This is a genomic window from Mesorhizobium kowhaii (assembly GCF_042431665.1).
In the GTDB taxonomy this organism is placed as follows: domain Bacteria; phylum Pseudomonadota; class Alphaproteobacteria; order Rhizobiales; family Rhizobiaceae; genus Mesorhizobium; species Mesorhizobium kowhaii.
Genome location: NZ_JBHLYT010000006.1, coordinates 110,929 through 134,544 on the forward strand (window position 1 = coordinate 110,929; position 23,616 = coordinate 134,544).

A 23,616-nucleotide genomic window follows, 5' to 3' on the forward strand; every position below is an offset into this window, starting at 1 on the left:
CGTTTGCCCACGCGAGCAGCCGGCCCAAAAACACTGCTACCTCTTGCGGGCATGCGACACGCTGGACTCTTCGCTGTCAACCCATTCTGCGACAGTCGCTTCGGCCTAGAGTCGCCGTCTTCGACCAAACGCTTGCCAGGATGAACGGGCTGCGGCGGCGCGACCGTCCAAGTCTTAGTTCACCTTCCGATCAGTCCCTAAAGGCTGAGGTCCTTATGCTTGTTCTCAGCGATAAGTTTGAGGATTTGCCTTCTGACCAGCTCGCGTGCTTCTGACCGGACGAACGGCATCAGGAGTTCAACCGTCTCCTCCAGCTTCTCTCGATCGTCTGCATGAGGATCGGTCAGGTAGTGACCGTGCTCGTAGATGTTATCCGATAGCCTTTTGTTCAGGTCAGAGAAAAATCCCATCGCCCTGTTCTCCATATTCCGCTTTACCTCAGGTGGTGATCCAGATGGATATCTTCCACACGGTCCAGCCGACTGTCCGACATCAGCGCTTCTTGAGGTCACGCTCACCGCAAGGGCGGGCCGCCTGTCCAAATCGGTAGGCCGTAGGCTGACCAGCCTCCGCGCCGACTATATCATCTTGGACGATCCTTTGAAGGCAGAGGCTAGCTGGCCGTGTCTGGGCGTGCCTTCGGAGGGCACTGCCTTTCCCAGATTCGTTTAGCGCTCTCCCGCTACCAATACGGTCATCTAACGAACTGATATTGTTACGGATTTTTTGACGAGAGAGTTCAGGACGGCGCCCTAGGCAATCTTGATTTCTCTCAACTCATTGATAATAAATACGTTTCGCCTCGGGGGTTCAAAACCCCGCCGCTACCATACGGCTTACTTGCAATCACGACTGACTTTGCAGGCCCCAGCCTGCCTTGAAAGGAGGTCTCGATGTCACGAGGCATCTGCACAGCTGAGCACGACCTTCGGGACCTCAAAGTTGGAATCCAGGCGAGGATGTGACAAGAGTCACCGACAACCCGCTGGCCAAAGCCGGCGGCACTTCAGAGCCCGATTGCCCCGTTTCGCCTCCGCAAGCCCTCCGCCTTTGCCTTAGCGTCCTGTTGCGTTAGCATAGATAAAAGCTAGCTATGCCTGACGAATCGGATTTCGCTGAGGGGGCGAAAGTTCATGGAGATGCAGCAGGTCCGCTATTTTCTGGCCCTGTCCAGCACACTGAACTTCACCAGAGCGGCTGAAGAGTGCAACGTCACCCAGCCTGCGCTGACACGCGCCATCAAGACGCTTGAAGACGAACTCGGCGGCGAGCTTCTTCGGCGCGAGCGCCAGCATTCCCACCTGACCGAACTTGGGCGACGCATGCTGCCATTGCTGCAGCAATGCTACGACGCAGCTAGTTCCGCCAAATCGCTTGCCAAAGCTGTGCAAAGCAGCGACGTGGCGCCTCTCAACGTCACCATCTCCAACAGCGTCAACATAGCGCTTCTGGTTTCGCCATTCAGCGAGCTTTTCCGCGCCTATCCGGGAGTGCACCTCAAGATCAGCCGCGGCTCGCCGACGACGGTGGTCGAAGCGCTGAAGAATGGCGACGTCGAACTGGCGGTGGCTGGCCCACTCGGGCCGGCCTGGGATCGGCTCGACACCTGGCCGCTTTTTCAGGAGGAAATCGAGCTGGTGGTGAATTCCGATCACCCGCTTGCCCGTCGCAACGAATCCGACGTTGCCCTCAGCCAGCTTACTGCAGAGCCGTTCCTCAGCCGGATCGATTGGGAGACAAGCGAAGAACTGTCGCACTGCCTCGCTGCGAAAGGGCTGACGCCACGGACCGCGCATGAAGTCGAGACCGACCACGATCTGCTGGCGCTGCTGGAGGCCAACGCCGGTGTGGGCTTCGTCTCGGCGACAGCGCCTCGGTCGGCAAATATCCGCAGGCTCAAGCTGCGGGACGTCGAAATTTCGCGGATCGTCTCGATCTATGCGGTCGCCGGTCGTCACCGTTCGCCGGTCGCCACGACACTGCTCAATCTGTTGCGCTCGACGGACTGGTCACCCTTTGGCGTCAGCGAGCCCGCCTGAGCGCCGCAATCAGATCGTCGATATCCATGCGCCGACGGTAGTCGGGGTCGACGAACCGATCTGTGATCAACCCGTCCGTGCCAACAATGAACGTCGCCGGGATCGGCAGGAACCAGCTGGCATTGCCCTGGTAATTTGGCAGATCATAGGCAACGCCCATCAACCGCTCCATCTCTGCCCCGATCCAGATCGCGAGATTGAGCGAAAGGGCATAGCCATTGTCCATGTCGGTCAGGAATGGAAACTCGGCGCCGACGGCCGCTTTCATGGCCTTCGCGAATTTGCGCCGTTCGGGCATGATTGCGACCACCTGGCCGCCCAGCGCTGCGATCTCCTGATGGGCTTCGACGATGCCGATCGCGTTCAACCGGCAATAGGGGCACCAGTGACCACGCTGGAAGGTTATGACGGCCGGGCCCTGTTGCAGGATGCTCGCGAGACTGATCAGTTTGCCGTTGTCGTCAGGCAGCAGGAACGCCGGCATCGGGTCGCCGGGGGCTGGCGAGATCGCCCCTGCCCCCTGGTCCTGCAAGCGTGCTACCAGACGGTCGACCGCATCGGCAAAATCGGCATTGAGGCGGCGGACGGCCCTTGCGATCACGTTCAGCCGTTCGTTCAACGGCGCATCAAGCTCAATGGCCGCCTGGACGGATTGTTCGAACGTCATATTCTCGCCATCGGCAGCCATTCGGGCACTTTCGCATTTCGCAGCTAGCCTATCATCGAAAACACCCGGCCGCGGCCATGCCCTTTGTGCATGATTTCGATAAGCTGCATGCATTCTCGCATCCGACGGTCGTTGTTTGTTCGCATCTCGTCCCGAATTCGTTACATCATGTTCCTGATGTCGGCGGAAAATGTCGGGAAACTGTAGACCGCATCGGACAATTGCGACGCCGTAATGCCGTGCTTCATCGCGAGCGCAAACAAATGGATCAGCTCCTCACCCGCGTGCCCCACCATATGGGCACCGAGGATCTTGTCTGTCGTCGTCTCCACGATGATCTTCGACCACGCCGCAGTCTCGGCATGGGTTCTGGCTGACAGCCAGTCCTGCATGTCATTCGCGTAAACCTTGACGGCGAACCCCTGCTCCCACGCCTTGGCTTCGGTCAGCCCGACGCTGGCGACGGCCGGGATCGTGTAGACGGACGCCGGTATCTGGGCGTAGTCCGGCCGGTGGATGGGCCCGTCGACAATATTGCGACCGACGAGTGTTCCTTCATAGGTCGCTACGGGTGACAGTTGTGGTGAATTCCACACGGCGTCACCGCAGACATAGACATCCGGATTGGAGCGCGAGCGCAGGTGCTCGTCGATTTCAATGCGCCCTTCCCGCTGCACGACAACGCCCGCGCCAAGATCGAGTTCATCGACATTGGCAACCCGCCCTGCGCCGTTCACCACCCGATCGGCGTCTATCGTGGACTCGCTGCCGTCGATCGCGAAGGTCACGCGCAAGCGTCCGTTGATGCTGTCGATCCGCTTGACCAAGGCACGAGTGAACAGCCGAATGCCGATGCGCTCGCTCTCATTGCGGATCTGCGTGACAGCGTCGGCGTCGAGGCTGCCGAGCAGATGCGGCAGCGCCTCGAGGATCGTCACCTTGACGCCGGCACGCGCATAAACGTGACCGAGCTCGAAGGCGATGACGCCACCGCCAACAAACACGACATCGCGAGGCAGCACAGGATCATTCAGGACATCGTCCGAGGTGGTCATATGTTCGGCCCCCGAGATAGGCAACGATCGGGGCTTCGAGCCGGTTGCGATCACGATCTTCTTCGCTTCGAGCCTGCGTCCGTCGACACTGATTACATGGCTGCCAATGAACGCAGCCTTGCCGAAAATGACATCGACGCCACGCTTGGCCATCACCGCGGCGAGACGATCCGGAATGTTGCGTATGATGTCCTTCTCGCAGGCAATCAACGCCGCCCAGTCAAGCTCCGGTTTGCCGACAGCGATCCGATGCTGGCCGGCGCGCTCGATATCGTGCAGTGCATGCGCGGCTGCAACGAGAACCTTCTTCGGCGTGCATCCACGATTGGGGCAAGTGCCGCCGAGATCGCGCGCCTCGACCATCGCCACCGACAGGCCGGCCGCGCGTGTCGCAACCGTCACGCCCATGCCGGCATTGCCGCCGCCGAGGATCACGACATCGTAGTTTTCCACCGTCTTGCCCTCACGAGATTCAATGCAGCTTGACCCGAGGCTTGGTGCGGCGCGCGAGGATCGCGGCGATCGTGTCCAGCGCGGTCTTAAACGTCCCGTGCACAGCCTTCAGATGCATCTTGTAGAGAGAGCGATACATCAGTCGGGCAAGCAGACCTTCGATCTTCAATCCGCCGATCAGGCTGCCGAATGCACCATAGTCTGCGAGCGAAACCAGTGAGCCGTAGTCGCGGTAGCGGAACGCCGGCGAGTGTTGTCCCTTGACGCGCGCGGCTATGACCTTGACGAGGTGGTCGGCCTGCTGATGGGCGGTCTGCGCGCGTGGTGGCAACGGGCTATCGTCGCCAGGGAGAACGCAGTTGGCACAGTCGCCAATGGCAAATACATTCTCGTCGCCCTTGGCCCGTAGCGTATCATCGACAATCAGACGATTGATGCGGTCGGTCTCGAGACCGTCCAGATGGTTGAGGAAATCCGGTGCCTTGATTCCGGCGGACCAGACGACAAGCTCGGCGGCGACAAAAATCCTGTCGCCGAGCCTGACACCATCGGCCGTCACTTCGGTGACCTTGATCCCACAGCGTATCTGGACTCCGAGGTCGCGAAGCAGACGCGCGGAAGCACGCGCCATGTGCTCTGGCAAGGCCGGCAGGATGCGCGGCCCCGCCTCGATGATCGTGATGCGGATCAGCTTGTCGAAATCGATGTTGTCGAGGTTGTGCGAAGCGATCTCCCGCATCGACTTGTGCAACTCGGCCGCCAGTTCGACGCCTGTGGCTCCAGCGCCGACGATCACGCAATGAAGCTGCCCTGGCGACAACTGATCGTATTGCGCGTTGGCCCGCAGGCAGGCGTCAATCATGCGCCGGTTAAAGCGGGCGGCCTGGCTCGCTGTATCGAGCGCAATTGCGTTCCGGAGTGCACCCGGCGTGCCGAAGTCATTGCAGACGCTGCCGACGGCCATTACAAGCGTATCGTAGCCGAGCACCCGCGGCGGGATGATCTGTCGGCCATCGTCGTCGAAACTGGGTGCGACGAAGACCTGGCGCTTGGCACGGTCGATGCCGACGACCTCGCCAATCCGGTATCGATACTGGTGGCGGCTGGCATGCGCGATGTATTCTATCGCGTCCGTCGATGCGTTCAGGGTGCCCGAGGCAACCTCGTGTAGCAGTGGCTTCCACACATGCGTGCGGTTGCGGTCGACCAGGGTGACCGAGAGCTGCCGCTTGCCGAACTTGCGGCCGAGACGTGTCGCAAGCTCCAGTCCGCCGGCGCCGCCTCCGACGATCACCACGCGATGCAGCGACCGATCCGTATGCGATGGCGTTTCCGCGATTTTGCGGAAAAGCGCAGCGTCGTTGGCGAGCACCGCTTCTGGAACAAGCCGCATCCCGGGAGTGATGATTTGCATCGGGGTCTCCGTAACTTTGTCCAGCGCGACTGCGCGCTGGAACAATTCACTCTTGCGACTCGTGGATCACGATGCCCTGCAGCATGTCGACGTCGCATTCCCACGGCTTTTCCGAGAGGACGCGCTGCCCGTGCTCGTATCCAGCCTGCCAGCGCGTGCGGATACCTGCCCGAGTGAAGTCGATGTCCTTGGTGTGGTCCTCGCCATCGAGACGCGGCGAAAGCAGCCTGACCAGGTGCATGACGGATGGGCAGCCATAGGAGGCCAATTCCTTGAACATCGGGTCTTCGCGCCGTTCGTCGGGGACGAGCTTCCCTAATTCGCGCACGACGTGTCGCAGACGATGCAATTGCTCCTGCCGGGCCACATGGCTTTTGCCGCGGCTGGCGTATTGAAGGTCCTTCTGCCGCCCCATCACCTGCCAGATCGACTTCGGCTCGGTGCCGCGGGGTTGCCACATGTTGACCGCGAAGATCAGGGCGTCCCGGCGCGGACGTTCGTCCAGAACGACCTCGATCGGCGTGTTCGAATAGATACCGCCGTCCCAATAGGGCTCGCCGTCGATACAGACCGCCGGAAAGGCCGGCGGCAGGGCGCCTGAAGCCATGACATGCGCGGATGAGAGGCTCATCTCGCGCGTGTCGAAGTATTTGAGTTCGCTGGTGTTGACGTTGACCGCGCCAACAGTGAGCCGCGTTTGACGCCGATTGAGGTAGTCGAAGTCGATCAGGTCATTCAGCGTCCGCTTGAGCGGATCAGTGGTGTAGTAGGAGGCGTTCTCCACACCCACTTCGCGGTTGACCGCGAACATGGCGCTTGGGTTCGGCTCGAAGAAGCCCGGTATGCCGCGCATCACCGTGCCCATATTGGCAAAGATGTTGCTTGGAACCATCATCGCGAAAAACTCGTCGAGCGGGCTGCTGCGGCTGACGCCGTCCCAGAATTCCCGGAGCTTCGGCAGCCGATCCGTCGGCTCGTTTCCCGCGATCAGCGCGGCGTTGATGGCGCCGATCGACGTGCCGATAACCCAATCCGGTTCGATGCCGCCCTCGACGAGCGCCTGGTAGACGCCTGCCTGATAGGCGCCCAGCGCGCCGCCGCCCTGAAGGACAAGCACTGTCTGGCGCTTGGCAGGATTGTCCGCCTGGCGGCTGGCCTCTGTAACTGCTTCGGATATAGGCGGATTTCGGGAGATCTTGTTCATGAGCTTTTCGCTCCTCATTTTCGGGGTTCAGTGCGCCGTCCAGCCGCCCTCGATCGGCATGATGGCGCCGGTGATCGAGGCCGCATCGTCGGAAGCCAGGAACACGCAGAGTGCTGCAACCTGGGCAACGGTCACGAACTGCTTGGTCGGCTGTGCCGCCAGAAGCACGTCCTTGATCACCTGTTCCTCGGTAATCCCCCGCGCCTTGGCGGTGTCCGGGATCTGCTTTTCGACCAGCGGGGTGAGAACGTAACCGGGACAGACAGCGTTGACGGTGATGCCCTGCTCGGCGACTTCCAGCGCGACCGTCTTGGTTAGCCCGGCAACACCATGCTTGGCGGCGACATAGGCTGACTTGTAGGGCGAGGCGACGAGAGCGTGTGCTGAGGCGACATTGATGATGCGGCCCCATTTTCGCTCTTTCATCGCGCGGAGCGCACGGCGGATCGTGTAGAAGGACGACATCAGGTCGATGGCGACCACCGCCTCCCATTTTTCGATCGGAAACTCATCGATCGGCGCGACATGCTGGATACCGGCGTTGTTGACCAGGATGTCGACCGCACCGAACTCGGCGATCGCCTTGTCCATCATCGCGGTGATTGCGTCGCCCTTGCTCATGTCGGCGCCGTCATAACGAACGGTCACGCCATGCTCGGCGGCAATCCTTGCCCGCAGTTTCTCGATCTCCTTGGCATCGCCGAAACCGTTGAGGACGATGTTGCAGCCTTTAGCGGCAAACGCTTCGGCGATCCCTTGGCCGATGCCGCTGGTGGACCCTGTGATAAGCGCGGTTTTTCCTTTGAGCATGAAGGTGTCCTTCGATCTGGGCGATAGCGGGCCATGACTGCCCGCCGCCGTGTCGTTTCGGAGTGCTTTCTGTTGATGAAAAGTATGACCGCTCGTCCGAAGCATCGGAAATGCCGTTGGAACATGGATTCGATAGCCGCCAATCAGAGCCGGCCTCGTTCCCTTGGCGGAGCAGGTTGCCTTGTTTGACGCAACGGCAACCGGTATGCTGCGCCATTAAGGCAGGGACGCTGCGATGCGCGTGTGTGGGAGCGTGCAGTGGAGATCAGCCAAGTCAGGTATTTTCTGGCCGTTGCCCGGGAACTGAATTTCACCCGGGCCGCCGAGTTGTGCAATGTCACCCAGCCGGCACTTTCGCGCGCCATCAAGCTGCTTGAAGACGAGTTCGGTGGCGAGCTTTTCCATCGCGAGCGGCGCAACACCCACCTGACCGAGCTCGGCCGTATGGTCGAAACCTATCTTGAGGGCGTGTTCGAGAATTCACAGCTCGCCAAGCAGATCGCCGACCAATACGTGCACATGAAGAAAGCGCCCCTCAAGGTGGGCATCATGAGCACGATCGCACCGGACGAAATTGTCGAACTGATCTCGTCCGTGCGCACCCGCCATCCCGGGGTGGAACTGCACCTTTGCGACGCCGACGCCACCAGCTTGCGCCGAAGGCTCGTGGCGGGAGATCTCGAAGTGGCGATTTACGCGTTGCCTTCAAACACTCCAGACGACGAGGTGCATACCTTGCCCCTTTTCCGCGAACAGATGGTGATGGCCATCCATCCCGAGCACCGGCTGGCCAACCAGCAATGCGTTCGTGTGAGGGACATGAACAGCGAAAGCTACATTCACCGCAACAATTGCGAATTCGCCGGCTACGCCGATGCCATACTGTCGGAACAGGGTGTGACGGTCAGTCCGGTCTATTGGAGTGACCGGGATGACTGGACGCTGTCGATGATTGCGGCCGGACTGGGCTTCGGTTTCATGCCACAGCATTCCGTCAACCATCCAGGTGTCGTCGGCCTACCCATCACCGAGCCGGAATTCTGGCGCGAGGTCAATCTCGTCACCGTGCGCGGCCGCAGGCATTCTCCGGCGGTCGGCGCACTCGTTCGAGAGGCAGTGCAGAAGAAATGGTTCGGGGAGCCGGCGAGCACCTTGCCCGCCGCTGCCGCCGAATAACCCCGACACTGAAACCGGCTGACATCTTGGCCGCTCAGTTCTTCTTGATCGTCGATGTCACCGACTGGATGACTTCAGTGGCCATCTTGAACTGAGAGACGCGATCCGTAATGCCGTGGCGCTTGGCGATCCAGTCGAAATCGGTATAGGCGGCATAAACTCCGCCGTCGGCCGTCTGATAGACGAGCACGCGCACCGGCCAGTCGAGTCCGGCTTCGGGATTGGCCGTGATGAAGGTCGTGCCGAGGGCCGGATTGCCGAACATCACCAGCCGCGACGGTTTGACATCGTTGCCTGCTTTCTTGCCAAGCTGCGCCTGGTCGATGACCCCGAAGAACATGATTCCTTTCTTGAGGACATCCTTCTTGATGCGGGCAACAGTTTCAGCGACGGAATAGTCGCTCTTCACGGTGACGACGCCATCCGAGGCGGCGGCAGGGACGATGATCGCCACCAGCATGGCAGCGCCGGCGATCAGGGTTTTCAGATAGATGGTCATGTCAGTCTCCTTCGGTTTGTTGTGATGTTCAGTTGAGCATTGGAATTCACGGCGCCTTGCTCGTTGGCGCGAATTTCTTCCGCCCGCCGTTCGTGCCGGTCAGACTGTCGGCGTCTTCAGCACCTGCGCGACAGCAATCGCACAGGCAAGCACCGCGACAAGCACCGCCACACATGCGGTCCAGCCAACCCGGTCATAGATCTGGCCGAGCACGAAACTGCCGGCTAACCCGCCCGCATAGTAGGACGCGAGGTAAATGCCGCTTGCCGCGGTACGATCACGCGATGCGGTCCGGCTTACGTGGCCGGTGGCTATCGCTTGCGCCAGGAAGGTGCCCACGGCGATCAACGTCATGCCAAGAAGAACAACCGGCAGACTGGTCGTGAGCAGCAGAAACAGGCCGGCAATTGCCACCGCAAGCGTGGTGCCAATCCCCACCCTGGGGCCCAGGCCGGCAGCAACGCGTCCGGCCAGCGGCGTGGTCAGCATGGATGGCAGGAAGACGAAATAGACCAGGCCCAGCGCCATTGGCGACAAGGAGAGCGGCGCGGCAACCAGCTGGAAATTGACGTAGGTGAAGGTGCCGATGAAGACGAACAGAATGAGAAAGCCGACGGCAAAACAGGCGCGCAATTCGGCATGCATCAACTGGCCTTTCCAGGCCGAGCGCGAGGCTCCGCCGGCAGCGTCCGCGGGCATCATTTCAGACGTCTTTTGTAGCGTGAACCAGACCAGCGCAGCGCCAATCAGGTTGAGAGCTGCGAAGGTGAGGAAGTTGGTCGAGATGCCGAACGTGTCGGCGACGGCGGCCGACATCAGCCGCCCGAAGAAATTGCTGGCGACATTGCCAGTCACGTAAGCCGCGAGCGCGCTGGTCGTCTGTCGCGCTGAAAAGTGTTCAGCCAGGTATGCCATCGTCAGCGTAAAAGCAGTCGACATGCACAGGCCCTGCGCAACCCGCAGCAAGGCAAACACGATGATGCTGTCGGTCTGCGAAAGCAGCGTCGTTGGTATCGCCAGGACGGCCAGACTGATCCAGATGCCGTTGCGGCGATCGATGCCGCGCCCGAAAAGAGCGACAGCGATGCCGGCCACGGCCATGCCGAATGTGCTGGCATTGACCGCGAAGCCCATCGTGGCACGGCTGACGCCGAACTTGATGACCAGCGACGGCAATATGGCCTGGGTGGCGAAGAGATCGACAAGCGTCAGGAACGCAATCAGCGCAACCAAGCCGAAACGCCGGCTGTCTGCAGCAACCATTCGGAGCCGCGTTGGTTCAGTCAATTCACTGGTCGTCATGACAGGGCTCCGTGGCCACACGTCCTCAGGCGGCTGCCCAAGGACGTGCTTTCAATTGTCGGTAAAGGGAGGACGTCGCCAAAAAGTGCGGCTTACATCATATGGTCTTCGTGCATCGCCGGCGGCAGGACGTCGGCCGAATAGAGCACCGCGGGCACCTTGCCATTGTTCTTCCACCAGTGGGCGAGCTGACCGAACTCGGCGGTCACGTCGCCGGCCGGGTGCTCGATCCCAACCTTGCAGGTGCTGCGATATTCGGTGATCGAGCCCTCGACCACCAGGATGTTGGCCGGGCGGACGTTGTGCTCATGCCACGGCACGACACCGCCGGGCTGAACGACGAGCTTGCGAAGACGCAGCATGTTGCCCTTCCAGGCCTCGCCCTTTGGGCTGAGATCGATTGCCGAAAGCACATCGTCGGTCACGCCAACCGGCTTGCTGGGATGCTCCTGTATGTCCGTGGTCGCGGTCTGGCCGGCCGGGCAGTCTCCGGCGAAGGCCGGCGCAGCGGATGCCGCGGTCGCCGAGAGCAGCCCCAGCGCAAATACCAGATTGAGTTTCTTGGTAGCCATTTCGTATTTCTCCTTTGTCGGTGCCCAAACGCGGGAGGCGGGGCATGACAGGGAGAGTGACCGGCTCATGGACGAAAGAGAAATGCTGCCTGGCTTTCAATTCGATACCTGAAAACTATCGTGGCCATCCGCACAGGCATGCAAAGGAGCCACGGCAACGGGTCCCGAGTATGAAAAATCTTCGGCTATGTTTCACGCAGCGGTTTTACGCATTGCCAGTGGTATGGCGCTGGTCGTCCAGCCATGCGCCTTGACACTGCTGACGAAGGCCGAGGCAGCCGGCGAGAACCTGCGCCCTGCGACGACCACCAGCGATACCTCCCGCCAGACCTCGGGATCGACAACCGGTCGCACCTGCAAGCCGGGGATCACCGCGCTGAACTCGGGGATGAAGCAGATACCCAGTCCTCCGGAAACCATGTTCTGGATCCAGTCCTCGCGCTCGCTGGAGTAGGAGATCCTGAGCTTGACGCCGCGATCGTTGCAGAGACCGGCAAGATGATCGCGATACTCGCAATTCAGGCGCCTCAGATAATTTTCGCCGTCGAGCTCGGAAATGGCAACATTGTCGTTGCGGGCCAGTCGATGGCCGTTGGGAAACGCCAGCACGAACCGCTCCCGATAGAGCGGGGTAACATCGAACCGATCCGGAAAACTGTCGCTTGACGCCATGATGGCGACGTCGATCTCACCGGATTCGAGAAGTTGAGAAAGCGAGGCCGGAACACCCTCCACCAGCTGGAGCTGGATGCCCTGCTGGCGCCTGTTGAAGTCGGCCAGCAGGCCGGTGAAGCGACGCGGACCGATGGTGCACATAACGCCGACCTTGAGGTTCGCATTTTCCAGGCAGAGGAAGCGGGATGCCTCTTGCCGCACGCCGGTCAGTTCGTCGAGTATCTGTTGGAAGCGGGGCCGCAGCAGCACGCCCAGATCGGTGAGATGGGTCAGGTTTCGCTCGCGGCGAAAAAGCAAGCCGCCGACCTCGTCCTCAAGCTGCTGAATTGCGCGCGACAGCGCTGGTTGGGTGACATTGCATTTCTCGCCCGCGCGCGTGAAATTTCGTGTCTCGCACACGGCGAGGAAATATCGGATGTGGTGAATGTCCATGCCGGCTCGTCCCTCAACTGCATATGATGCATTTGCTGACTATGGACCGTGCCGCAAACCATTCCGCCGCGCCAATGCAGGGCGGCTATGAAGTCGATAGCGTCCCGTCATGGCAGGGTAATCGTGCCTGCGGACTTCGGTTGGAGCGCACCCTCCAGTAACGATGATGGCGAGCAATTTGTTCGCCATCATGTCGACGCCTGGCGAAGCCTTAGACGGCCCAGCGGGCAGCTCAGTTGGCGCCGCCGAGCGCCTGCAGATTGGCGCAGAATTCGGCGTGAGGCTTGCTCATCGCGGCATCCTGGCATTCCTTCATCATCGCGCCCTGCTTGTCCTTGTCCATCGCATCCCAGGCGGCCTTGAATTCGGCCTTGGGCTTCATCGTCTTCATGCCGGCGTCGGTGAAGAACGGCTGCATATTCGACGGTTCATCGAGCGCGCCGGCAAACGCGACGCCGCTCAGAACGGACAGAGCAAAGGCGCCGAGGCAAATAGCTTTGATATTCATGGTAGGATCCTTGTCTGGAGTTGAGCAATCGTCCCATCGACGACTGCGGCAATGATCGGGAGGAATTAGAAACTCTGCGGACGCTGTCCGGCGCGTTGCAGCTAGTTGGTGCCGCCGAGCGCCAGCACGTTTGCGCAGAACGGCGCATGCGCCTTGCTCATCGCCGGGTCGTTGCACGCCTTCTTCATTGCGGTCCGATCGCTCTTTGGCATGGCAAGCCAGGCCATCTTGAAATCAGCCATCGGCTTCATCTTTTTCATCCCGGCATCTGTGTAGAAGGTCGGGAATGACGCCAAATCACTGAGCGGGTCGGCAGCAGCGGCCCCGGAAGAAAGACCGAGAGCAACTACCGCCAGACAGACAGTTCTAATTCTCATGACACGATCCTCTATGCGCTGAACAGTTGCCCAAGCGACCGTCAAGGCGCTGGCTCAAAGCAATCAAAATCGCGTTGTTTTGTTTGCCTTGGCGAACCTTGCCGCCCACGCGCGATTGCAGCCAATGCAATCTGCCTATGGAGTTCATGCCACCTTGGCATTTCGCAACAAAAGACAGGTAGGGCAGTCTCTTCATCAATCGCCGTCGCTTGGCGTTTTGGGATGGAGACCAGAGATGCATGTCAGAGCCAGAACCGAAATCGGGCACAACATCGCCGTCATGGCTGATGCCAACCCCTTGCTGAACGGGATCGCCAGTGCGCGCAGCACACAGTCCATCGACATTGTCCTGACGAGTGAAACACACGGCGCCTTTGTCTGGGGCGTGCTCGACCGCTTTCTGGACGAGCCCGGCCTCTCCTTCGGCAACATCACCGCGTCCGGCTTCGGCGCGATTGAAGCAGCGGTTCTGGCCTATGGCCTGGCCCTTGGCGGGCAACGTGGCGCTCGGACGGCGCTCACCAATTTCTGGCGACGCGTCAGTCACGCATCGATGTTGACAGCCAATATGGCCAATCCCCTGAGATCGATACTGGAGCAGTCCATCGACATTACGGAGATCCGCAAGAAGGGCTGCCCTGTGAAACTCAGTATCCTGGCTTCGAATGCGCTCACCGATGCCGCAAAGGTGTTCACCAGCGATCAATTGTCGATCGACGTGATCCTGGCGGCGGCCACAATCCCATTCCTCTTCCCGGCCGTGGAGATCGACGGCGAAACCTATTGGGGGGACAGCGACCGTTCGACTTTGCCATCGGTTCAGTCGGTTGAGGCAGACCGTCTGCTGATTATCGCCGGCCGGCCCTCAGGATTTCTGACACCGTGCGCGGATCGCCGCCCCGCTGCCAATCATGGTCTGCTGAAGTCCACGCTGATCCAGTATATCTTCGACAGTCAGTATCGACCCGGCGCCCCGCTATTCACAAGACCCTGGATCGACTGGGGTGAACTGACCGACATCCGTGACAGAGGACGGCAACGAGCCGAGGACTGGCTTCTCGCCGATCAAGTCCTCGTGGGTGACCGCTCGGCCCTCGACAGCAAAAGCCAATACGCCTAGGCGCCTCCCCCCGCCTAGCCGCGCCTGCCTGCCCCTTCTCCAACGCAGGCGCCAAGCCCTCCGGTTCCCCGCCGGAGGGCTTTTTGCTTGGTGCCGCTTCAACATAGTGGCGGCGTATCAAATCCATGCCGAGACAGCATTTCAGCTTGGGCGGCCGATCGAGGACACTGCTTGCAGACAGGCCGCAAGGTCAGTCTTTCCCTCGAAACGCAACCAGGAGACACGTCTGTGATCAACACCAAAACCCTCATCGGATCGGCTCTCGCAGCCGCCACGTCGCTCGCCGCTACGGCCGCCTATAGCGGTCCCGCCGCCCAGCCTAACTTCTCGTTCGAGAAGTGCTACGGCGTCGTCAAGGCTGGCCAGAACGATTGCCAGACCGCGACGCATTCCTGCGCCGGCACTTCCACCGCCGACAACCAGCCGGATTCCTGGCTTTACGTGCCTGCCGGCAGTTGCGCCAAGATCACCGGCGGCAGCGACAAGCCGAAAGCCTGAGCGATCCAGAACTTCGAGCCAACCCTGGAAGGAGCCGACCGATGTCCCGTGCATTTCAGTCTCTTGCGATCCCCGCCACAGCGGGCATCGGTCTGCGATCTCCCCACATCGGCGAGATGCTGACCCGGCGGCCTTCTGCAGGCTGGCTCGAAGTTCATGCCGAAAACTACATGGGCGACGGCGCCGCCGTCGAAGCGCTGGAACGACTGCGCCAAGCCTATCCGCTGTCGGTGCATGGCGTTGGCTTGTCGCTGGGCAGCGCTGGAGGAGTTGACCGTGATCATCTGGAGCGACTGCGCAGGGTCTGTGAGCGCTTCCAGCCCGATCTCGTTTCCGAGCATCTTGCCTGGAGTGTCGCAGACGGTGCCTATCTGAACGATTTGCTGCCACTACGCTATGACGAAGACGCGCTGGGGATCGTGGCACGTAATGTCGCGACCGTCCAGGACACGCTAAAGCGGCAGGTGCTGATCGAAAATCTGTCCGCCTATCTCGCCTTTGCGGACTCCTCGATGAACGAGGCTGAATTCCTGACCGAGCTCGTGGCGCGGAGCGGCTGCGGTCTGCTGCTGGACGTCAACAACGTCCAGGTCTCGGCGCACAATTTGCAATATGACGCCAAAGCTTTCATCGATTCGCTGCCAGCCGCGGCAATCGGCGAGATCCATCTTGCCGGTCACGCGACCAATCAGGTCGGGGCCGACACTGTGCTCATCGACGATCATGGCTCGCGCGTGCCACCTGTCGTCTGGGCGCTCTATCAGCATGCCATAAGCCGGCTCGGACCACGCCCCACGCTGATCGAATGGGACACCGATGTCCCGGTTCTCGATGTGCTCCTTGGCGAAGCCATGTGGGCCGACATGCTCACCGCTTCGATCATGTTCAACCGCAAGCAGGCTGCGAGACAAGCCGAGGCAGCCAAACCCCGACCGATGTCCCTCACCCCCTTCGAAAGCGTGGGGACCAGCATGCCAGTGCTAGCAGCATTCGCTGCCGCCAAGGCCGGAGCAGCCATACCGGTAGCGTTGACGCCAATGGAAGGAGGATACGATGTTGCCGCTTGAAAACCTGCAGACCACCATCGCGCGCTCGGTGCTTGCCATCGAACCAATGGTATCCGTGAAAATGCTGACCGCCGGCAAAGCCGATCCACTGGCCCGCCTGCGCATCTACCAGAACAACACGCGCAGTTCCCTCACCGCGGCGCTGATGGCGGTGTTTCCCGTCACCGTCCGCCTGATAGACGAACGTTTCTTCCGTTACGTGGCGAGCGAGTTCATTCGACGGTATCCGCCGGTTGAATCGCGTCTTTCGCGCTATGGAGCCGGCTTCCCGCGCTTCCTGAAGACGATCGACACGCTGTCCGACATGCCTATCGTCGCGGAAACGGCGCGGCTCGAATGGGCCATAGCGGAGGCGCTCGATACAGCGTCGCTGCCGCCCCGCAGCCTCGCAGAATACGACAACACCGACCTTGGGCTGTCACCGGATATCCTGCTCCAGCCCTCACTGCGACTGATCGTCTCGCACTGGTCGATCCTGTCGGTATGGATGGCGCATCAACAGGAGACGGCGGTCGACGAAAACATCACCTGGACAAGACGCCCCGAACGCGTGGCGTTGTGGCGATCGGGGAACTACGTGCGGCTTTTTCTGCTCGACCGCGCTAGCTTCGCCTTCTGGCATTCGCTGAAGCACTGTTTCGGCCTCGAGCATGCCACTGGCCGTGCCTTGGCGCTCGACCCGGCCTTCGACCTAGTTTCAGCCCTTCTGCGGCTGTTCCGCGACAGGCTCGTCACCAACGTGCGGGTCGCCGCGAATTCCCCCTCAAACTGACGGAGACAGTCATGACCGCAATTTCAGATCATTCCTCGACTAACCCAGGCGGCCTTGTTGGCGTCTACAGGCGCATCATCAAGTTGCCCGAACGCATTCCATTCTCGCTGATCCAGCTCGCGGCCCGGGTCGCGGTCGCACATGTGTTCTGGCAATCCGCGCAGACCAAGCTGGCATCCTGGCCAGTGACACTGCAGCTGTTCGCCAACGAATACAATCTGCCGTTCGTCGACCCTTCGATCGCAGCGCCACTGGCGACTGCCGCCGAACTTACAGGCTCGGTATTGATTTTCTTAGGGCTGTTTTCGCGTCTCGGCGCGCTGATGCTGCTGGGTGTCGTGTCGGTAATCCAGATCTTCGTTTTCCCGGAGAACTGGGCCGAGCATTTGCTGTGGGCCTCGCTGCTGCTTCTCGTGCTGACGCGTGGCGCTGGTGTGTTCTCGCTCGACTATGTCGCAGAGCGGACCTTTTCGGCATCTAGGGAATGAACATCTCGACCGAGTAGGAAAGCGCGGTGCGCATCTTCATCGTTCATGCCCACCCCGAGCCCAACAGCTTCAACGGCGCCCTAACGCGCGCGGCGCAGGGGGCGCTGTCTTCGGCGGGGCACGAGGTCGTTATTTCCGATCTCTACGCAATGGGCTTCAATCCAGTATCAGATCGCCGCAACTTCACGACCATAGGCGACGCGAGCTACTACCGCCAGCAGTCTGAAGAGGCGAATGCGGCTGGCCATGACGGATTCTCTCCGGATATCCAGGCCGAGATGGACAAGCTTTTCTGGTGCGACGCCTTAATCTTTCAGTTTCCGCTCTGGTGGTTCGGGCTGCCGGCGATCCTCAAGGGCTGGGTTGACCGCGTGTTCGCATCGGGTGGCCGCATCTATGGCGGCGGCAAATGGTATGATCGCGGCGTCCTGGCAGGAAAGCGCGCGATGTGTTCCGTCACGATCGGCGGACCGCCGCCGATCTATTCCGGCCGCGGACTGAACGGCCCAATCGCTGAAATCCTGTTCCCAATCAACCACGGGATGCTCTACTTCGTCGGCTTCACGGTGATCGAGCCATTCCTCGTGCATGCACCAGCGCGCATCAGCGATGGCGAGCGCCAGGCGTGCCTCGCTCGTTATCGCGAACGCGTCCTCAGCCTCGTGTATGCCCCCACGATCGCCTATCCGAAGCTCGCGGACTTCGACGACACCTATGTCTTGAAATCGATGTGAATGAAGCCTCCTGCAGTTGAGCGGGACACGTGGAGCCTTCACCCGCGGGATTACCTCGTGCATCGATTGCGGATCGGCCATCAGACATGCTTTGGCGGCAGAAGGGCCTTGCGCAAACGCGGGGCCACAAAATCAAGAAAGGATCGCATCTTGAGTGGCAAAAGCCCCTGACCTGCATGGACGAGGCTGACGCCGAGGGGTTCCGGCTCGAACTCTTCGAGAACGGCCACCAGCTTTCCCTGTTCGATCGCCTTTGCCGCCTGATAGGAGAGCACCCTGGTGACGCCTACCCCAGCCACGGCCGCGTCGATCGCGGCCTCGGCGGTATTCACGGAAAGGCGTGAGCGGATGGCAACGGTCTGCTCAGCATTCGAACCTGGTGTGGAAAAACTCCAGGATGTAGCGGACCCCAGAACATCGAACGTGACGCAAGTGATTGTGGAAAGATCGCCCGGCGCCTTCGGCAAGCCATGGCCAGAAAAATAGGCCGGGCTGCCGTAAACCACACTGCGCACGGATCCTACGCGCGTCGCCACCATGCTGCTGTCTGGCAAAGGGCCAATTCGTACGGCCATATCGACATGATCGTCGATGAGATTCACATTGCGATCTGACAGCACCAACCGCACATTGATGTCCGGAAAGTGCGAGAGGAAATCATTTATCTCCGGTAGCACATGCAGCCGTCCGAATACTACCGGTGCGGTAATGATCAGATCGCCCTTTGGCGCATTGTATTCGCCGGATGCGGTTCGTTCCGCCTCGCCCACCTGCTCCAGGATTCGCTTGCAGGCGGCGACATAGGCGGCTCCGCTGTCGGTCAGGATAAGTCGGCGTGTCGATCGCACGAGCAATCGGGTGTGCAGATAGGCCTCCAACTCCGCAACTTTGCGACTGATCGTTGGAAGGGGTGTTCCAAGTTTGCGCCCCGCCGCAGAGAGACTGCCGGTTTCGACGGCGGCAATCAAAATTGACATGGCTTCGAGACGGTCCATGTGCCAGCCCTTCCACATATTGAGAGGTCATATCTCTTAGGTATCCAATACTCTCACCTTCTGGAAGATCATAGGTAGCTCCCTGTCGCACCGACATCATCGAACAGGAGAGATATGAAATGTCCCGCATTGCCATCCCAACCCGCGAAGCAGCCCCGGTCGCCTCGCAACCCATTCTCGACGCCGTGAACAAGCAGCTTGGAGTCGTTCCCGGCCTTTTCCGCCTCGTTTCGATAAGCCCTGCTGCTCTGGCGGGCATGACCAGCTTGTCCGGCGCGCTCACCAGAGCATTGGACGTGAAAACCCGCGAGCGCATTGCGTTGGCCGTTGCCCAGGTGAACGGCTGCGACTACTGCCTGTCAGCTCATACCTATCTCGGCCTCAACCTGGCAAAGATCAGCCCCGAGGAGATCGCGCTCAACCGCAAGGGCACGTCGAGCGATCCGAAGGCTGACGCGGCGGTGCGTTTCGCGGCCAGGGTAGCCGAGACCCGCGGCAAGGTAAAAGACGCCGACATTGCCGCCGTGAAACTGGCGGGCTTTACCGAGGCGCAAGTCATCGAGATTGTCGCCGTCGTCGCCGAAAACTTCCTGACCAACCTCATCAACAACGTGGCCGAGACCGATATCGACTTTCCTGTCGTTCGCGCCGCCGAAGCCGCCTGACCGACCACGCTTTCCACTTATGCGTCCGGCCCGCCGCTCGAGGCTGGTCGGGCGATTTTCGGTTCTGCTCTCGCCGAGCCATTACCGAGGCACCGGTAACGTTGCTGTGAGGCCGTAACGATCAGTCACTGCGGGGCGAATGACAGACTGTCAGCCTAGTCCGTCATCTCGGGCTTTTCCAGGTGGCGCCGAACTTCAGGCACCCCGCGCACAGAAGAAAGTATGCCGGCAATGCATCTCCGTGGACATGTCGCAAAGATCACTCTCTCCTCCTCCAGCGCTGCTGCCGGATGGGCGCCATTGCCGATAAGGTTGATCGTGGGCTTTGGCTTTCTGGCTCATGGCTACGCGAAACTCAGCAGGGGTCCGGAAAACTTTGGCGTCGTGCTTCAAACGCTGGGGGTTCCGGTACCGCAATTGCTGGCCTGGCTGACGACGCTGGTTGAGCTTGTTGGCGGAACTGCTATCCTCGTGGGCGCATTTATTCCGCTCGTCAGCGTGCCGATGGCGATCGTGCTGCTGACCGCATTGTTCACCGTCCATTCCCAATATGGATTCTTCTCGGTGAAGTTTGCCGAAGTAACGGCTGCCGGGGTCCGGTTCGGGCCAGTCGGCTACGAAATCATTCTCCTCTACCTGGCCGGCCTTGCAACACTTGCAGTCGGCGGTCCTGGCCGCTTGTCGCTTGAGACGGTCTTGCTAGGAGCCAAGGGAATCGAACGCTCAAGATGACCATCCTCGCCCAACCCCAGCACGATCTTTCGGCGATAGAAATTGATGTCATTGAAGGCAATATCTACGCCTATAACCGGCATGCAGTAGGGCGCGATGATGCCCGGGGCCTTGGCTTTGTGATCCGAGACGAGGCGGGACGCATCGTCGGCGTTGCTACCGGATATTCCTGGGCGGGCACCTCCGAACTCAAGCAGATGTGGGTCGATGAGGCATATCGTGGACGCGGCTATGCGCGAGAATTGTTGAACGCCTTCGCCGCCGAGGCTGCCATTCGAGGTGTTCGGCGGATCTGGGTACAGAGCCACGATTTCCAGGCGCCAGGAATGTACGAAAAGGTTGGCTTCGTGCGTGTAGCTGAGTTGGCAGAATGGCCCGAGGGACATTCCAATGTCGTTCTCTGCAAAATACTAAAAGCCACGCCTGTAACCGCATGACTACCCTTCGAATTGCGCAAGAGGTTGACTCGGAAGCCTTGCCCGACATCGAACAGTCGGCCGGTGAGGCCTATCGCGGGATTGCGGAGCTGGCGTGGATTGCCGATGACGAAAACCAGACCGTCGAGCGGCACCGCGAGTTGATCGCCAAGGGCACATGCTGGGTCGCAGTGGAACATGAGGACCGGCCGGTCGCATTCCTGAGCGCGGAGATCCAGGACGATACATTGCACATCTGGGAGCTTGCCGTCCGCCTTGATCGACAGCGGTCGGGTATCGGACGCGCCTTGATCGAGAAAGCAATCGCGGATGCGAGGGAGCGCCGCCTTGTTGCGCTCACGCTGACGACGTTCCGGGATGTGATCTGGAACGCGCCGTTCTACCAGAAGCTGGGATTTCAGGCGCTGGACGATGCGCGGGCCGGAGAAAGGCTTCGTCAAATACTGCGTCGGGAGATTGAACACGGTATGCCGGCAAGCCAACGTTGTGCCATGCGCCTCGTTCTGAGCGAGGTTGCGCACTAAATCAGCCTTAGTTGTTCTCTCTGCCCATTACATGTCCAACATGTCCCAAGCGCGTTGCGGACCATGCAATCCGCTTCGGCTCAAACCTTCACATTCGAAGTGGGTAGTGGCGCCCCGAGATTGGTGCAGTCATGCCCAACACCGTAGAAAATATCGCGGGCTTTCCGAATGGGGGGAAAGGCGGTAGCGCTCTTCCGACTCGAACCCGCTGACACTTTTGCGAATTGGTTGCGTATCAGACAGGACTCCGAGGCATAGCGAAGATTGCTATAGCTCACCACACATGGCATCATGAGTTATAGAAAGGTGCTCTATAACTCATGCTATGGAATTGGGAGCAGGCTGACTGGCCGCATTTTACTTACGATAAGAAGGCATTGGAACCGCTGGAAAGCGAGTTCCTGCTGCGATCGGGCGAGTTCCTGGGCGTCTTTCGTCATGTCGATGCCAACGACCGCGACCAGATCCGCATCGACCTTATCAGCGAAGAGGCCTTGAAGACATCCGCGATTGAAGGCGAGTACCTCAACCGCGAGAGCTTGCAATCATCCCTGCGCCAGCAGCTTGGACTCGGCAGCGAGGCCAGGCGCATCCCGCCTGCCGAGCGCGGCATCGCTGAAATGATGGCCGATGTGTATTTGCATTTTGCAGAACCGCTCTCGCATCGCGTCCTCTACGCATGGCACAAGATGGTGATGTCGGGTGAGCGGCGTGTCGAGACCATCGGCAACTATCGCCAGCATGCCGACGCCATGCAGATCGTTTCCAATCGGCTGGATAAGCCTAAAGTGCATTTCGAGGCGCCGCCCTCGGCGCGGATGAAACCCGAAATGGACGCGTTTGCTGCTTGGTTCAACAATACATCGCCCAAAGGCAAGACACCGCTTCCTGCATTGACGCGTGCCGGTATCGCGCACCTTTATTTCGAGAGCATTCACCCATTCGAGGATGGCAACGGCCGCATAGGGCGTGCCCTCTGCGAAAAGGCGCTGGCGCAAAACCTGGGCGAGCCCAGCCTCATCGCTTTGGCGTACACGATCGAACGCCACCGCAAGGCCTATTACGACGGCCTGGAGGCCAGCAACAAGAGGAATGCGGTTACGGATTGGCTGCTCTACTTCGCCAACACGATCCTTGAAGCGCAGCGCGTAACACTCGCCCGTGTCGAATTTTCCGTCACCAAGGCCAAGTTTTACGAACGCTACCGGGGTCAGTTCAACGAGCGGCAGGAAAAGGTCATCGCCCGGATGTTCCGCGAAGGTATCGACGGCTTCAAGGGTGGTCTCAGTGCCGAAAACTACATCGCCATCACACAGGCATCACGCGCGACCGCGACAAGGGACTTGCAGGATCTGGTTGCCAAAGGCGCGCTAACAAAAACCGGGGAGCGTAGGCACACGCGCTACGCACTCCAGGTTTCGGATCCTGCTAGATAGATAACGACAATGGTGGCCCGGATGGCGCCGTCTTTTCAAGAAAAACAATCCGTCAGCGTGCGGATCAATCTTCAAGTGTCGTGTTTTGGGCCAATAACAGACCGTCCGGTTCTGGAACGAACTAGCCGGAAAGGTGCCAATCCGCTGGCCGAACCTCATCTTGGCCGTTGCAAATCTTGCATAGACGAGGAGAAGCGTAGGCGCGTGGTGTTGAGCCAGAAACGGAAGCGCTCCAGTCGTGCGGAGCTTCCACTGTCAGCGTACTGACAGGTCGCCTGATGCACTCAGGCTGTCTCGCTGTCAAACCGGGGAATGTCACCTGCGCGTATGGCGGGAGGACTCCTTCATCGCCGCATCTTGAACAAAGGTTTGACACGATCGCCGCTAGTTTCAAAATGACAATGACTGGAATGTTCGGATGAACCCTGCCTACGCCAACTCCCAGAAAGCCATTCACTGGGTCGTGTTTCTGCTGGTCGTCGGCCTTTATGGCCTGACCTACGTCGCCGATATCTTCCCACGCGGTGATCCCGGTCGCGCGTTCGTCTGGTGGCTTCACATTTCTTTTGGGCTGCTGCTTTTCGCGCTGGTTGTCGTTCGCGTCGGCCTGCGGCTGGCGCTGGGAACGCCGGGTCTGCCGCTGGAAATGTCACAGCTTGAACGACGGGTGGCCAAGGTCGCTCACCTTGCCCTCTACGCTCTGCTCGTGGCTATCCCTGTTCTCGGCACCCTGCTGACCTGGTACCGGGGCGATGCCTTGAGCTTTTTCGGCCTTTTCACCATCCCGACCCCCGTTTCTGCGAACCGTTCCACGGCCGGTTTCATCAGGGAACTGCACAGCCTTTGCGCCAATCTGATTCTTATCCTAGCCGGATTGCATGCCGTTGCCGCCCTTTGGCATCATTATGTCTGGAAGGACGATGTGCTCAAGCGAATGCTGCCGGGGACAAGTGGCTCCTGATCGC

Annotated in this window: 27 protein-coding genes; 14 read left to right on the top strand and 13 right to left on the bottom strand. The window is 60.1% G+C overall.

Features of this window, described 5'->3' with window-relative positions; genetic code table 11:
• Nucleotides 1–197 precede the first annotated feature (197 nt).
• Entirely contained in the window at nt 198–410 is a 213-nt protein-coding gene (locus tag ACFFNA_RS06370; RefSeq protein WP_378916651.1) for a hypothetical protein, read from the bottom strand.
• 723 nt (nt 411–1,133) lie between these two features.
• Here ACFFNA_RS06370 and ACFFNA_RS06375 point away from each other — a divergent pair.
• On the top strand, nt 1,134–2,039 hold the full coding sequence (locus ACFFNA_RS06375) for a LysR family transcriptional regulator (protein WP_378916654.1): 906 nt from the start codon (nt 1,134–1,136) through the stop codon (nt 2,037–2,039).
• Here ACFFNA_RS06375 and ACFFNA_RS06380 read toward each other — a convergent pair.
• From ACFFNA_RS06380 to ACFFNA_RS06400, 5 genes are all read right to left on the bottom strand, one after another.
• Nucleotides 2,023–2,706, bottom strand: coding sequence for a peroxiredoxin-like family protein (locus ACFFNA_RS06380; RefSeq protein ID WP_378916656.1), 684 nt, complete (start codon nt 2,704–2,706; stop codon nt 2,023–2,025). The genes ACFFNA_RS06375 and ACFFNA_RS06380 overlap by 17 nt on opposite strands.
• Nucleotides 2,707–2,867: 161 nt before the next feature.
• Nucleotides 2,868–4,214, bottom strand: coding sequence for a dihydrolipoyl dehydrogenase family protein (locus ACFFNA_RS06385; RefSeq protein WP_378916658.1), 1,347 nt, complete (start codon nt 4,212–4,214; stop codon nt 2,868–2,870).
• A gap of 19 nt (nt 4,215–4,233) precedes the next feature.
• The gene (locus ACFFNA_RS06390) at nt 4,234–5,628 is read right to left on the bottom strand and encodes an NAD(P)/FAD-dependent oxidoreductase (protein WP_378916661.1); all 1,395 of its coding nucleotides are present in this window, start codon (nt 5,626–5,628) and stop codon (nt 4,234–4,236) included.
• Nucleotides 5,629–5,674: 46 nt separating this feature from the next.
• Nucleotides 5,675–6,832 carry a patatin-like phospholipase family protein gene (locus tag ACFFNA_RS06395; RefSeq protein ID WP_378916663.1) on the bottom strand — a complete coding sequence of 386 codons (1,158 nt, stop codon included), beginning with the start codon at nt 6,830–6,832 and terminating at the stop codon, nt 5,675–5,677.
• 27 nt (nt 6,833–6,859) lie between these two features.
• Entirely contained in the window at nt 6,860–7,642 is a 783-nt protein-coding gene (locus tag ACFFNA_RS06400) for a 3-hydroxybutyrate dehydrogenase (protein WP_378916666.1), read from the bottom strand.
• Nucleotides 7,643–7,900: 258 nt separating this feature from the next.
• Between ACFFNA_RS06400 and ACFFNA_RS06405 the strand changes: the two genes are divergently transcribed.
• Nucleotides 7,901–8,818, top strand: a complete 918-nt coding sequence (locus ACFFNA_RS06405) for a LysR family transcriptional regulator (protein WP_378916669.1) — start codon at nt 7,901–7,903, stop codon at nt 8,816–8,818.
• A 34-nt stretch (nt 8,819–8,852) separates the two neighbouring features.
• Here ACFFNA_RS06405 and ACFFNA_RS06410 read toward each other — a convergent pair whose 3' ends face one another.
• The 6 genes from ACFFNA_RS06410 to ACFFNA_RS06435 all read right to left on the bottom strand — a co-directional run bounded on the left by ACFFNA_RS06410 (nt 8,853) and on the right by ACFFNA_RS06435 (nt 13,228).
• Complete coding sequence (locus ACFFNA_RS06410; protein WP_378916671.1) at nt 8,853–9,317, bottom strand: DUF302 domain-containing protein; 465 nt, start codon at nt 9,315–9,317, stop codon at nt 8,853–8,855.
• A gap of 99 nt (nt 9,318–9,416) precedes the next feature.
• Nucleotides 9,417–10,619 carry an MFS transporter gene (locus ACFFNA_RS06415; protein WP_378916672.1) on the bottom strand — a complete coding sequence of 401 codons (1,203 nt, stop codon included), beginning with the start codon at nt 10,617–10,619 and terminating at the stop codon, nt 9,417–9,419.
• 92 nt (nt 10,620–10,711) lie between these two features.
• Nucleotides 10,712–11,191 (bottom strand): cupin, encoded by a 480-nt coding sequence (locus ACFFNA_RS06420; protein WP_378916674.1) that lies wholly within the window; start codon nt 11,189–11,191, stop codon nt 10,712–10,714.
• 192 nt (nt 11,192–11,383) lie between these two features.
• Nucleotides 11,384–12,298 carry a LysR family transcriptional regulator gene (locus ACFFNA_RS06425; RefSeq protein ID WP_378916677.1) on the bottom strand — a complete coding sequence of 305 codons (915 nt, stop codon included), beginning with the start codon at nt 12,296–12,298 and terminating at the stop codon, nt 11,384–11,386.
• Nucleotides 12,299–12,530: 232 nt separating this feature from the next.
• The gene (locus ACFFNA_RS06430; RefSeq protein ID WP_378916679.1) at nt 12,531–12,806 is read right to left on the bottom strand and encodes a hypothetical protein; all 276 of its coding nucleotides are present in this window, start codon (nt 12,804–12,806) and stop codon (nt 12,531–12,533) included.
• A gap of 101 nt (nt 12,807–12,907) precedes the next feature.
• A complete protein-coding gene (locus ACFFNA_RS06435; RefSeq protein ID WP_378916681.1) occupies nt 12,908–13,228 on the bottom strand; it encodes a hypothetical protein in 321 nt (106 codons plus the stop codon).
• A 190-nt stretch (nt 13,229–13,418) separates the two neighbouring features.
• On the opposite strand from ACFFNA_RS06435, the gene ACFFNA_RS06440 reads away from it, so the two are divergent.
• From ACFFNA_RS06440 to ACFFNA_RS06465, 6 genes are all read left to right on the top strand, one after another.
• Nucleotides 13,419–14,303: a patatin-like phospholipase family protein gene (locus tag ACFFNA_RS06440; protein WP_378916683.1), complete on the top strand. Its 885-nt coding sequence runs from the start codon at nt 13,419–13,421 to the stop codon at nt 14,301–14,303.
• Between the two features lie 228 nt (nt 14,304–14,531).
• Nucleotides 14,532–14,801: a BufA1 family periplasmic bufferin-type metallophore gene (locus ACFFNA_RS06445; protein ID WP_378916685.1), complete on the top strand. Its 270-nt coding sequence runs from the start codon at nt 14,532–14,534 to the stop codon at nt 14,799–14,801.
• A gap of 41 nt (nt 14,802–14,842) precedes the next feature.
• Nucleotides 14,843–15,868: an MNIO family bufferin maturase gene (gene bufB / locus ACFFNA_RS06450; RefSeq protein ID WP_378916688.1), complete on the top strand. Its 1,026-nt coding sequence runs from the start codon at nt 14,843–14,845 to the stop codon at nt 15,866–15,868.
• Nucleotides 15,855–16,640, top strand: coding sequence for an HvfC/BufC family peptide modification chaperone (locus ACFFNA_RS06455; protein WP_378916690.1), 786 nt, complete (start codon nt 15,855–15,857; stop codon nt 16,638–16,640). Before bufB ends, ACFFNA_RS06455 begins: the two co-directional genes overlap by 14 nt.
• A gap of 11 nt (nt 16,641–16,651) precedes the next feature.
• On the top strand, nt 16,652–17,128 hold the full coding sequence (locus ACFFNA_RS06460; RefSeq protein WP_378916693.1) for a DoxX family protein: 477 nt from the start codon (nt 16,652–16,654) through the stop codon (nt 17,126–17,128).
• A 26-nt stretch (nt 17,129–17,154) separates the two neighbouring features.
• A complete protein-coding gene (locus ACFFNA_RS06465; protein ID WP_378916695.1) occupies nt 17,155–17,862 on the top strand; it encodes an NAD(P)H-dependent oxidoreductase in 708 nt (235 codons plus the stop codon).
• An 80-nt stretch (nt 17,863–17,942) separates the two neighbouring features.
• Here the strand turns inward: ACFFNA_RS06465 and ACFFNA_RS06470 are convergent, their stop codons facing one another.
• Entirely contained in the window at nt 17,943–18,857 is a 915-nt protein-coding gene (locus ACFFNA_RS06470) for a LysR family transcriptional regulator (protein WP_378916698.1), read from the bottom strand.
• A gap of 119 nt (nt 18,858–18,976) precedes the next feature.
• Here ACFFNA_RS06470 and ACFFNA_RS06475 point away from each other — a divergent pair, with 119 nt between their 5' ends.
• From ACFFNA_RS06475 to ACFFNA_RS06500, 6 genes are all read left to right on the top strand, one after another.
• Nucleotides 18,977–19,522: a carboxymuconolactone decarboxylase family protein gene (locus ACFFNA_RS06475; protein WP_378916701.1), complete on the top strand. Its 546-nt coding sequence runs from the start codon at nt 18,977–18,979 to the stop codon at nt 19,520–19,522.
• Between the two features lie 222 nt (nt 19,523–19,744).
• Nucleotides 19,745–20,254 carry a DoxX family protein gene (locus ACFFNA_RS06480; RefSeq protein WP_378916704.1) on the top strand — a complete coding sequence of 170 codons (510 nt, stop codon included), beginning with the start codon at nt 19,745–19,747 and terminating at the stop codon, nt 20,252–20,254.
• Complete coding sequence (locus ACFFNA_RS06485) at nt 20,251–20,691, top strand: GNAT family N-acetyltransferase (RefSeq protein WP_378916706.1); 441 nt, start codon at nt 20,251–20,253, stop codon at nt 20,689–20,691. Before ACFFNA_RS06480 ends, ACFFNA_RS06485 begins: the two co-directional genes overlap by 4 nt.
• Before the next feature lie 38 nt (nt 20,692–20,729).
• Nucleotides 20,730–21,215 (top strand): GNAT family N-acetyltransferase, encoded by a 486-nt coding sequence (locus ACFFNA_RS06490; RefSeq protein ID WP_378916709.1) that lies wholly within the window; start codon nt 20,730–20,732, stop codon nt 21,213–21,215.
• A gap of 320 nt (nt 21,216–21,535) precedes the next feature.
• Nucleotides 21,536–22,651: a Fic family protein gene (locus tag ACFFNA_RS06495; protein WP_378916711.1), complete on the top strand. Its 1,116-nt coding sequence runs from the start codon at nt 21,536–21,538 to the stop codon at nt 22,649–22,651.
• A gap of 418 nt (nt 22,652–23,069) precedes the next feature.
• Nucleotides 23,070–23,612, top strand: a complete 543-nt coding sequence (locus ACFFNA_RS06500) for a cytochrome b (protein WP_378916713.1) — start codon at nt 23,070–23,072, stop codon at nt 23,610–23,612.
• Nucleotides 23,613–23,616: the final 4 nt, after the last annotated feature.